We start from the raw sequence: 11,120 nt of genomic DNA on the forward strand, positions 1-11,120 counted from the left end.
GTACGACAAAGAGATGTATAAAAAGCGAAATGAAGTAGAGCGTCTGTTTCGCCGCTTGAAAGGTTTCCGAAGAATATTTAGTCGATTTGATAAGTTGGATGTCGTTTTTAAGTTCTTCATCAACTTTTCATTGATCGCTGACCGACTAATTAGTGTTAACAGGCCCTAGCCACCAGCAGTCAAATGCTTAATCAGGCTGTAGCCACCCCAATCAGAATTGACATTGGTCCGTACTAAAGACGCGACCATCGACTTAACACAAAATACTCGGTCTTTTCCTATGCGGAAGAAGAGATAGGGGAAATGTCTAAGGAAAGGTCGCCGGCTAGAAAGCAGCATAAACCCACGATTTGGCAAGGGGCACGCATTCTCAACACTAATTTATCGATCAAGAGTGAGGAGCGTCTAGTGTTCCACATTATGCATTGGTGGGTTCGCGCAGTTACTGATGAGTAAATTAAAATATATAGGTCGAAATAAAATGAAACAAGATGCGATAAAAAGCCATGACGGCATAGAACTTCATTATGCCGTAACTGATATCAAAGAAGACAAGCCCTGGATTGCCCTTATTTTTCCTTTTGGTTTAAAGTTGGACCTGGCCATACCATTTCTGCAGTTTTTTGAGCCCCAATACAATGTAGTCGTGTGGGAAACGCGCTCAATCCTGGAGGATTCAACACGCGAAGTTGGGAAGGAAGAATTTTCTATAGAAAATCACCTATCGGATATGAAAACTATCCTGGACTTATTCCCCAGTGAAAAATACATTGTAGTGGGTTACTGTTCAGGTGCCGGTATTGCATTGGGTGCTGCAAACCGGTATCCCAACCTGATTGATGATCTGCTGTTGGTCCACGGTGAATACACGATGCTAAAGCTCGAAGAGTGTACAACCAATTTTGCCAGGGAAATCGACAGTTTGCTTTCCATGGCTGGAAAGGATGAAAGTTATCTACAGTCCGTATTCGATAAGATAAAGCAGGAACGCTTGGAAGAGACATCCAACCGGCCAGATGGCATAGACATGCCATTTACCCGTCTTGAATTTTTACGTCGCCATTCGGCAAACTATTTATCTTATAAAGCCAATGATTTTGAGCATCTCGCTCAATGGGTGCCTCATAAAACTTTGTTGATGAGTGGAGAGCTGGATGCTCAGGCAAATGTGGAAAGCACCAAAAGGATTGCATCGCTCATTCCTAATGCGGAAGTGTATATCGATCCCGACGCAGATCACTATGGGTTGCTGCGCGAAGATTCCAATACATTAATCACCATTTGGAATTATCTGTATGGGCAACAAGCAAATGCAGCTTGAGCGTTACCCTTCGATTCTTGAGCGTTTTAATTGGGTTTGTGTGCACAAACCTGATAATATCGCTATCAAATATCTGAATCGCAGTTTGAGTTATCGAGAGCTCGAAAAATGTTCGAACTATCTGGCTAAACACCTGTCTGAATGTGGCGTTACTTCTGGAGATATTGTCGCTATCGCCTTGCCGAGAAGTTTTGAGATGGTAATTTCAATGATAGCCATTCTCAAATGCGGTGCCGCCTACTTTCCGCTAGACGAATCCAACCCCATTGCCCGGAACCATTTATGTCTCACAATTTCCAAGGCGAAACTGGTTGTGTGCAATGCAGCTTCAAGAGTTCAATATGCAAAGCATTGTTCTGTAGTCAACATCGACGACGTTGATGTCTTTCAGTCTCAATATGAGCTTGGTCCTGAACGAGATATTCACGAGGAAGATAAAGCCTACGTCATGTTTACCTCGGGTTCCACCGGGAATCCAAAAGGCGTTATTGTGCCTCACCGAGCTGTATCGAGGCTGGTCATCAAAACCAACTTTATTGAAATCAACGAGTCCGATTCTATTTTGCAATTCGCGCCTGCGTCGTTTGATGCCTCGACATTCGAAATCTGGGGTGCTCTACTAAATGGCGCCACGCTTGTATTGTATTCAGGTGCCGTATTGGACCCTAATTTACTCAAACGGGAGCTTCTGGACAACAAAGTCACGATAATGTGGCTCACAGCGGCGCTTTTCCATTTGGTATCCGAGCGATTTATCGAAGCGTTAAAACCTTTGCGAGTAATGCTCGCCGGAGGTGATGTGTTAAATAGCAAAAATATTTTAACCGTTCTTGAGAATATTCCTAATATTACCGTTGTGAACGGCTATGGACCTACGGAAAATACCACATTTACATGCTGTCATAGAATGACTGCTAGCAACCCTCCGGGGATGCATGTTCCTATCGGTAGAGCCGTTAGTGGTACATCTATTCACATCTTGGACGAACAGGACAGGGCGGTTAACCCGGGTGAGGTGGGCGAGCTAATCGTTAGCGGTGCCGGAGTAGCACTCGGTTATCTTGGTGACAGCAAGTGTGCTAATGCATTTTTTACTAATAGCGATATTGATGAAGGCTTACTTTATCGAACGGGTGATCTTGTGTGCGAAAATCCGTCAGGCGAGCTATCATTTATTGGTCGCCGTGATAATCAGATAAAGATTCGTGGCTATCGCATATCGCTAGAGGAAATTCGCAGTGCCATTGCCGCTATCTCTGAGGTTATTGATGCACTTGTGATTCGAAAAGTAATGGATTCAGGAGATCAACTCTTAGTTGCATATATCGCTATTGGTGAAACTAGCGAGCTTACAATAAAAATAATTCGCGAAAAATTACTTAAGATTTTGCCCGCATATATGATTCCCGATCAAATTATAGTGAATTCCGATCTCCCTATAAATTCCAATGGTAAAATCGACAAGGCAAAGATTCAATCCGCCGATATGAATTGAAATTATATAGCCTAAAATAATTAAAAAGGAGTGGGCACATAATTGTTTCAATTTTTAATGACAGGGAAGCAATGCTAAGGTTGCTGATAAAACTAATTTTTTAGAACTTGACGTACCATCATTGAAAATCGTGAGATTTTAAAAAAGCCATCTTCCGCGCGCCTAAACTATGGAAGAGTGAAAATTGCTGTATTTTTAAAAGACGATTATCTTAAACTTAAGACTGTGGCTTGGCTGACTTCGTATCCACTGCGGAGCAGAGCATCAAGATAATTTTTTGGGCATAAGATGGCGATGGCGACTTCGTCCTCTGCAATGAGACCGCTTTGAGCTGCAATAAATACCGTATGATGTTGGTTTAAGCTAGAACAAGTTCGATCATAATCGAATAGTCAGCAAGGGCGCACGCAATATGTTCTTTTTAAAGATCCCCTAAACCCATTAGAAGTCTGCTATGTCAACATCTCGTAAATCGGTCTATTTGCTGGCAGATAGTCATCAATTGTTCTGGCCGCCCGAGAATAATTCACTTATTTCAATGATTAGAGAAGATCTCGATGTCAATAGTGGTAAGGCATTTAAAGCCGCCTACTTGGGTATGTCAAACGGTGATCAAACAGAGTTTTACCAATTATTTCAGGCAGCAATGAATAATATTGGCGCTCACGAAGCACGTATGGTAAAAGCCGATGCAGCCGATGAAGATCTGGACTTTCTTAAGGAGGCGAATTTACTACTGCTCGCTGGAGGCGAAGTCGGTCTAGGATGGTCAGTTATGCAAAAAGCGGGCTATGATGCGATTTTTACTGAGCGATTTCTTGCAGGCTCAGTACTCGTGGGAGTATCTGCGGGAGCGGTGCAACTTGGTATGGGGTTTAAGGAAGAGGGGCAGTCTTTTATTTCCACAACAAAAATTGTTCCCTTCTATATCGATGCACACGACGAGCAGAGGCAGTGGTGCCGTCTGAAGTCTCTGCTTGGTGGTCAGGAGGATTTTGCAAAAGGCTATGGTATCCCTAAGGGAGGTGCTATGGTAGTCCATGCAGATACGATACTGGAGCCTTTACAAATACCTGTAGAGGAATTTTTCCGGGAGCCTTCCGCCAATGCAGTTCTGCGGAGCAATATATTGATGCCGAGAGGAGTGCGGTCTGACGATGTCAGTTAATTGGACCGGGTGCAGTTTTAGACAGGCAGCATGGTACGAGAGCAGATTTGCTAGCCCGCTATGTGCATTTCCCCTTTATTTATATGTATCCTATAAATCCAGAATATCATGATTAACTCTCGTTGTTTAACAATAAGGTCGCGATTATGAGCGCAACGGCAAAGCCCGAAGTGGTGGTCCAGGAAGGCATCAATACGTTAAAAAAACTGCTTCCCTATTTTTCAAGTCATACGTCGCTACTGGTGATCGGCCTGTTGTCCATGTTAATTGGTATCGCAATGTCGTTCAGCGTGGGTTTTTTGATCCGCTATGTAGTTGATGCATTTCCGGAAACCCAGTCAGAAGCTGTGCAATTTCTTGATAACGCACTGCTGGTAGCCTTTGCCTACATTATTGTGTCAGGTATTGCTGGCTTTGTTGCCGGTGTGTGTTTAAGAAAGTTGTCACAGAATATTGCCCGTGATGTACGCAAGGATATATTTAAGAATTTAATTAATCGAAGTATGGCCTATATTGGTCAACAGTCTAGTGGTGACATTCACACAAGAGTAGTCGCGGATGCCGGTGCGGTTGGCCGTTTTCTTGCTGAGCAAGTGCCAACGATTATTACGGCAGGATTGACCATGCTAGTGGGCGTAGTGGGTGCATTGTTCATCAGTACCAAGCTGACCTTAATCGTGCTTTGTGCTTTGCCCTTTGTGTTTCTCCCCGTAATTTTTGTTAGCAAACGTTTGCGCATACTCGGGCGGGAGGTGCAGACGGCGATAGCAACACTGGGGTCCTTTACCGGTGAAGTGTTTCGCAATATTAAAGTTGTGCGCGCCTATAACCGGGGTCGGGAAGAGTCGCATATTTTTGGAAAAAAAGCGCAGAATGTCGTCGATTTTCGAATGAAAACACTGCACGTAGAGCTCAGTGTTTCACTTTTGGTTGAATCCCTTGCCTTGATGGCTTTTGTCGTACTGTTGTGGTCTTCTGGCAAGGATATTTTTACTGGTGGTATGACTGTTGGCCAGCTTATAGCCTTTGCTTACTTTTCACTAATGATCGTCCAGTCCGGTATGCGTTTTTTGAAGGTGGTTACCTCTTTAAATGTTGCTGTGGGCACATCTAAAAAGGTCTTGGAGTATATCGCCGATGAAAAGGTGGAATGGCCGACGTCAGTGGAAGCAAGTGAATTTGTAGGGATGGTCGAATTTAAGAATCTATTTTTTCGCTATCCGGAAAGACCGGATGTGGAGGTGCTAAAAGGTCTGAATCTCAATATACGGCCCGGAACCCATTTGGCACTTGTCGGACATTCCGGCGCTGGAAAGTCCACATTGTTTGAACTCTTATTAAAGCTTTATGACGAATACGAAGGCGAAATCTGTGTCGATGGCAAAGACCTGCGATTGGTTGACACAGTTGCATTTCGCTCCGCCATTGGCTATGTACCACAGTCGGAAAGTTTGTTCAGTGGCAGTGTGAAAGATAATATCGCGTATGGTTCCGACGGAGTGAGTGAAGAGCACATCGTGGCAGCAGCGCAAATGGCTCAGGCTGACGAGTTTATACGCAATCTGCCTGCAGGCTACGAGACAGATTTGGGCGAAGTGGGAGGGAGACTCTCCGGTGGTCAGAAGCAACGAATAGCACTGGCTCGTGCGCTGTTGAGAGATCCGAAAATATTACTTCTTGATGAGGCGAAAAGCGCTTTGGATTCAGAAAGCGAACGCCAGGTGGCGCAGGCGATAAACCAATGGGCGGAGTCGCGTAATGCGACCGTTATTTCAATTGCACACAGGCCGTCGACTATTCGTCAGGCCGATACGGTGGCGGTTGTCGATAAGGGAGTGGTTGTTGATCAAGGAGATCACGATAGTTTACTCAAGCGCTGCCCAATATATGAAAGATTGGTCTTCGAGCAATCGGAAAAACTTGAAGCGTCAGAGGTCCCTGACACAATGGAAACGTAATCCATTGTGGCGACAAATGCATCGGAACAATTGGCTTTTATTCAAACTATAAGGCGCAGTTGAACACGGAGTTTGTGTTGATACATAACGACATGAGACGAGGCGTTGATCACAGGTAAAGGCTGTGCCCCTTACCTGGAGCGACAATACTGCTTTCCGGCTTTAAGTCCAGTTCAACGCTGTGGGGCGCTATTGAATTAGTCCGATATGTGAGCATACATCTGAATGTTTTATGTACAATTCAAGGTGTTGTGAAAGGAATCAGTAGTCAACAGTGGTGTGTGGATTTAAGCTAGTCCCTTCTGGATGAGAGCTGGTCTCACGCAACACACAACAACATAGGTGTCACTATGAGTTCAGAAAACAAGCATGAAAAAGAAAGTAAGCATATGGCCTTGGCGATGTCTTATGGTGCCTCTTTTGGGCTCACGATCGGTCTTATGGTCGGGCTCTTTGCTGGGAATATTGGTTTGGGAATTGCTTTTGGCGCTGGTTTTGGCTGCACCTTGGGGCTACTGTACAGCATCATATTTAATCGCCGTTAACGCTATCACATAAAAGAAAGCGGGACTTCAGCGGCCGGCGGTACGCCAATTAAATTCCGTCTTTCGAGCGCAATAGTGGTATGACACTCTATAGGTGAATGATGAGTGATAAAACTCTTTATCTTAGGGAAGACGTTTATTTCGAGCCCTTGTTTAATCAGTGGTACTGCTGGTCGATGCTAATTCCGCCGGTAACGGCGGCGCGCTACACGGTGAGTACGCATCGAAGGATTATGAAGTCTTTTGTCAACAACTACGACCTGCATATTAGTGCAGTTAAAGAGTCGGTGGTTACGGGAGGCGATTTTCTCAATTGCACGAAGGAGCAGGTGGGTGATGTTCAAGCCCTGATTGATCACATAGATCGGGATCTACCTGATGTGGTGGCTATAGCCAACGCCATCCGGGATGTCGACAATATGCTTGTTGAACATACAAATGGACACAGCATAGAATATTTTTATCAAAAATTGCCCGCCGAACTAAGCGGCTACATCGAGCTGGTGATGGACCTTCAGCATCGCCCCACCTATCGTTTGATTGAACCCCTACTATACAAAAGCTCCTACTATAAACCTGAGTTACAGGCGCTTTCCTTCGGGATGTGGTCCAAGGTGGATGATCGGCCCTTTGTGTTGAGTACGCCACGCTTGCCTGATAATAATCATCTTGAAGTGAAACAAAGCTTTAACGCCTCTTTTGTTGATGCTTTATTTCGCGCTCGCGAATTTCCGGTCTCACAACAGTGTGTAGAATCCTGGTTTGCCGACGTAAAAACCCGCGGCGGCCTAGACTACCGAGAACTCTTTACGCAACAAACGAGTAACCATCCCTATACCTCGGTTGATCAGGGCGTGCGTGTACAATATATGGGGCACGCCGGCTTTATGCTTGAGTCGAAAAATACTTGTGTGTTGATTGACCCAGTGATTGCCAGTCGAGGAGAAAGCTTTGCCAATGATGTGTGCAGTTTCAGCCAAATTCCACCAAATATTGACTGTATCTGTTTGACGCATAATCACCAGGATCATGTGAATATCGAGTCATTGTTGCAACTACGATACAAGACCAAAAAAATTCTCGTGCCAAAAAATAACGGAGGTTCCCTTGCAGATCCCTCTCTTAAGCTGATGTTGCAGCAGCTGCAATTTGACGTGGTGGAAATGGACGAGCTGGAAGTCTTTGCATTAACTGGTGGGCAAATTACCAGCATCCCTTTTTTAGGTGAGCACGGCGATTTGAACGTACGTAGTAAAACCGCCTGGTTGGTTGAGCTTGAAGGGAAAAAGTGTTTCTTTGGGGCCGATTCTGCAAATCCCGATATAAATCTGTATCGACACATGCGTGATCTGCTCGCTGACCTTGACGTTTACGCCATCGGAATGGAGTGTGTGGGTGCTCCCTATACCTGGCTCTACGGCGCTTTGCATACAAAGGTGGTAGCAAAAACGATCAAGGAATCGCGGCGACTCAACGGCTCTGACTGTGAGCAGGCTCTTGCTGTTGTTGAATTGCTGAAGCCTGCGCGGGTGTATCTGTATGCTCTCGGCATGGAACCCTGGTACAAGTACTTTATGGGCCTTGAGTACGATGACGATTCGAAGCAGATCGTCGAATCGAATAGGATGTTGCAAGCCTGTGCGGACCGCGGCATTCATGCGGAAACCATGTACGGCAAGCATTTGACCTTACTTCAGTAATCTGAATTGTTCTAGATGTTTTTGCCCAGGTTGCAGCTAATAACTGGGCCATCCAATCTCGCTTAAAGACGCTGCCGGCAAATAATTCCCCCTAATGTGCTGGCAGTTTATGAAAATCTCCTGAAAGCGAATATTCATAGTGCAGTCAATTCCCATCGAACGCGTGACGCTCAATGATTTTTTTGAGCGGTGTTATGCGCAGTCTTATCCTGTTGTGATTACGGACGTGGTACAAAAGTGGCCTGCTTTCGATTGCTGGTCGCCGGAGTATTTTGTCCATACCATGGCGGAGAAGCGGGTGCAGGTGGCCTATACCCAGGAAGATACCTTTGCTTATCAAAATGGCGAGCCCAAATATGGTCGGGCGAATCTACCCCTCGCTCAAGCTCTTGAAAAGGTATTGCAAACTCAACCAGATGGTGTTCGTTTTTTTCTGATGCAGCAGCCCATGGCGAGCGCCTATCCGGAGTTGATGGATGACATACGTATTCCAGATTGGCTGGACGAAAACCTGATTACGATCAATTTTTGGGTGGGGTCCAAAGGCGCGTTTACGCCCCTTCATTTTGATACGGAAGACAATTTTATTGCCCAGGTATTTGGTAGAAAACGCTTCACGCTCTATGATCCGGCACAGTTGGATTGCCTTTATCCAAATGATAAAACAGATAAGTACTCACATTTAAGTCGCGTCAATATCGCACATCCTGATCATCACGCTCACCCCCAATTTCATCATGCCGAACCTATTACTGTTACTCTGGATGCTGGTGAAATGCTGTATTTGCCATCGCACTGGTGGCATGCAGTGCAGTCGATAAACGTCAATGCCATGGTAAACTTTTGGCAGCAGAGTAATGATTTGAAGCTGTATCTGGAAAATCCCACAGGTATCCATTCCCTCTGGTATCTGTATCAGGATAACCTTCTACAGTCGCTCGATGGCCTGCTAGATGCGAAAAATACGTCATTTTTGGCCTGCGCAGAAGTGATGCTGAATCGTGATAGACAGGCGGCGGTATTGCTCGCCCATGCCGGGCTGATCGACGCATTAATGCGCCTGGACTTATGCGAGGGCGCAACCAAAAAAAGCCCCAATGAGTTACAGAACTTGATTGGCGAGTTCTATCGACGAGGACGCCTATCGGACGTCGACTTGGAAAAAATTCAGAATTGGCGATTCCTCGCTCTGCAGACATTTACCGACGAGGTTGGGCCGGCTGATGCCGCGGCCATGGTCGACGATGTGAAATTATTTCTCCAGCAGCTTTAATCCACTAGATTTCTCAATGAGTGACGACCCTTCAGTGAACTTTGTTCTGGATTCCGCGCACGCGCAAAAGCGCAGCGGTACACCCCTACTACTTTCCCCCATTCAGAAGCGCCTTTGGTTTCTTTCTCAATTTACCGGTCCGTCTCACATACTCAATTTATTTCGCGCCTGGCAATTGCGGGGCAGTACCGGCGGCTCTGAGCTTGAACAGCAACTGAGAAAAATCATCGAGCGGCACGAGCTGTTGAGGGCACGTTTTACAGTAGAAGCGGGAGCGATCTGCCAGGTGTTTGACAGGCCTGTTGACGCCTGTGTGTTCATGAAAAGCTGCCGCGAGTGCGAGGTGAAGTCTATCGTGCAGCGCGAGCGCTCGCATGTGTTTAATGTCAACGAGGATGCCCTTTGTCGATTGATGGCACTTAGTTGCATCGATACCGGTCGGGTGTATGTGCTCATCACCCTTCATCAATTAATTGCAGATGACCGCTCATTGACTCTGTTGGCGGATGACCTTCAGAAGTACGCTGTCGATGTGGCACAAACGCCTAAGGGATCATTTAGCAAGTATTCTATGGAGCAAAATGCGCTTGCTGAACAGGAAGAGTACCCGTCGCTACTGACCTTTTGGCGGGTGTCTTTACAAAATATTCCCGCGCTGCTGACGTTACCTGCGGAGCGCGCACGTCCACCCGAGCGAACTTATCGCGGCGGGCACCTTACCGCTGCGCTAAGGGGCGACTTGATCGCTGGACTTCCACAGCTGGGTAACAGTCACGATCTCCATCTCGATGATGTGTTTCTGGCGTCCTTTATGGTTCTGCTCAATCGTTACACGCGGCAGGAGCATATTGCCGTGGGTACGGCTATTGACTATCGCACGGGGGAGGACGCTAGGGCGGTGGTGGGCCCGCTGACTAATACACTGCCGGTATGCGGCTGTGTGAGCGACGATCCAAGAGTACTGGATTTTATTCGCCAAATTGCCAGGGTTCGGGAACAAGTTTGTCGACACGGTAAGCTGCCCTTTGAGCAGTTGGTGGATGAGTTGAGTATGGAGCGCAACCTGAGTTATGCGCCTGTATTCCAGGCGCTGATGACTGTGGAAAGAGACCATGAAGCTGGGCCAGCTCAATGGTCTCCTGTGGATAGCTCTTTCGAAGGCAGCGCCTGTATTGCCCTGTACGATCTTGCGCTGAAAATCTCAATGTCATCGGGGGGTGTTTCGGCTCGTCTGGAATACAGCTGCGACCTGTTTGAGGCGGATTGGGCCGAGGGCTTGTTGGCCCACTATCAGCAGTTGCTCGCCGCTATGGTGGCCACGCCCGAGCGGCGGCTGTCGCAGCTGGCCATGCTGAGCGATGTCGAACGTTACCGGCAGATTGTGCTCTGGAATGACAGCGGCGAGGCAGCGCTGGAAAATCCGGCTCGCCATCAAGAGCCTACCATTGTTGCGCTGTTTGAACAGCAGGTTGAACGGCGGCCCGAGGCTGTTGCTCTGACCCTGATCGCCGACGGCCAGTCTGGCCGGCAACTCAGTTCGCACCTCACCTATGATGAACTCGAACGCCGTGCCAACCGCCTGGCCCGTCTGCTGGTGCAGCGTGACATTGGCCCGGAAAGCCGGGTCGGTATCGGCACCGGGCGCAACCTGTCCATGGTG

General features: G+C 47.0%; 8 protein-coding genes. All 8 read left to right on the forward strand.

Features of this window, described 5'->3' with window-relative positions; all coding sequences use genetic code 11:
• Window positions 1-448 precede the first annotated feature (448 nt).
• The gene (locus tag AB1S50_RS17670; protein WP_367152438.1) at window positions 449-1,321 is read left to right on the forward strand and encodes an alpha/beta fold hydrolase; all 873 of its coding nucleotides are present in this window, start codon (window positions 449-451) and stop codon (window positions 1,319-1,321) included.
• The gene (locus AB1S50_RS17675; RefSeq protein WP_367152439.1) at window positions 1,296-2,816 is read left to right on the forward strand and encodes an amino acid adenylation domain-containing protein; all 1,521 of its coding nucleotides are present in this window, start codon (window positions 1,296-1,298) and stop codon (window positions 2,814-2,816) included. The genes AB1S50_RS17670 and AB1S50_RS17675 overlap by 26 nt, the downstream gene beginning before the upstream one ends.
• A gap of 454 nt (window positions 2,817-3,270) precedes the next feature.
• Window positions 3,271-3,984 carry a Type 1 glutamine amidotransferase-like domain-containing protein gene (locus AB1S50_RS17680; protein WP_367152441.1) on the forward strand — a complete coding sequence of 238 codons (714 nt, stop codon included), beginning with the start codon at window positions 3,271-3,273 and terminating at the stop codon, window positions 3,982-3,984.
• A 146-nt stretch (window positions 3,985-4,130) separates the two neighbouring features.
• A complete protein-coding gene (locus tag AB1S50_RS17685; RefSeq protein ID WP_367152442.1) occupies window positions 4,131-5,942 on the forward strand; it encodes an ABC transporter ATP-binding protein in 1,812 nt (603 codons plus the stop codon).
• Between the two features lie 350 nt (window positions 5,943-6,292).
• The gene (locus AB1S50_RS17690) at window positions 6,293-6,487 is read left to right on the forward strand and encodes a hypothetical protein (protein WP_367152443.1); all 195 of its coding nucleotides are present in this window, start codon (window positions 6,293-6,295) and stop codon (window positions 6,485-6,487) included.
• A gap of 101 nt (window positions 6,488-6,588) precedes the next feature.
• Window positions 6,589-8,187: an MBL fold metallo-hydrolase gene (locus tag AB1S50_RS17695; RefSeq protein WP_367152445.1), complete on the forward strand. Its 1,599-nt coding sequence runs from the start codon at window positions 6,589-6,591 to the stop codon at window positions 8,185-8,187.
• Window positions 8,188-8,326: 139 nt separating this feature from the next.
• Window positions 8,327-9,460 carry a cupin-like domain-containing protein gene (locus AB1S50_RS17700; RefSeq protein ID WP_367152446.1) on the forward strand — a complete coding sequence of 378 codons (1,134 nt, stop codon included), beginning with the start codon at window positions 8,327-8,329 and terminating at the stop codon, window positions 9,458-9,460.
• Window positions 9,461-9,476: 16 nt separating this feature from the next.
• Window positions 9,477-11,120: condensation domain-containing protein (locus AB1S50_RS17705; RefSeq protein WP_367152448.1), on the forward strand; the 1,644-nt coding region annotated here is incomplete at its 3' end.

It is taken from the genome of Microbulbifer discodermiae (assembly GCF_040742695.1).
In the GTDB taxonomy this organism is placed as follows: Bacteria; Pseudomonadota; Gammaproteobacteria; order Pseudomonadales; family Cellvibrionaceae; genus Microbulbifer.

What these genes read in the sequence shown, in the direction of transcription:
- AB1S50_RS17670 (WP_367152438.1), top strand. Translation starts at nt 449, where the DNA reads ATGAGTAAATTAAAATATATAGGTCGAAATAAAATGAAACAAGATGCG.
- AB1S50_RS17675 (WP_367152439.1), top strand. Translation starts at nt 1,296, where the DNA reads ATGGGCAACAAGCAAATGCAGCTTGAGCGTTACCCTTCGATTCTTGAG.
- AB1S50_RS17680 (WP_367152441.1), top strand. Translation starts at nt 3,271, where the DNA reads ATGTCAACATCTCGTAAATCGGTCTATTTGCTGGCAGATAGTCATCAA.
- AB1S50_RS17685 (WP_367152442.1), top strand. Translation starts at nt 4,131, where the DNA reads ATGAGCGCAACGGCAAAGCCCGAAGTGGTGGTCCAGGAAGGCATCAAT.
- AB1S50_RS17690 (WP_367152443.1), top strand. Translation starts at nt 6,293, where the DNA reads ATGAGTTCAGAAAACAAGCATGAAAAAGAAAGTAAGCATATGGCCTTG.
- AB1S50_RS17695 (WP_367152445.1), top strand. Translation starts at nt 6,589, where the DNA reads ATGAGTGATAAAACTCTTTATCTTAGGGAAGACGTTTATTTCGAGCCC.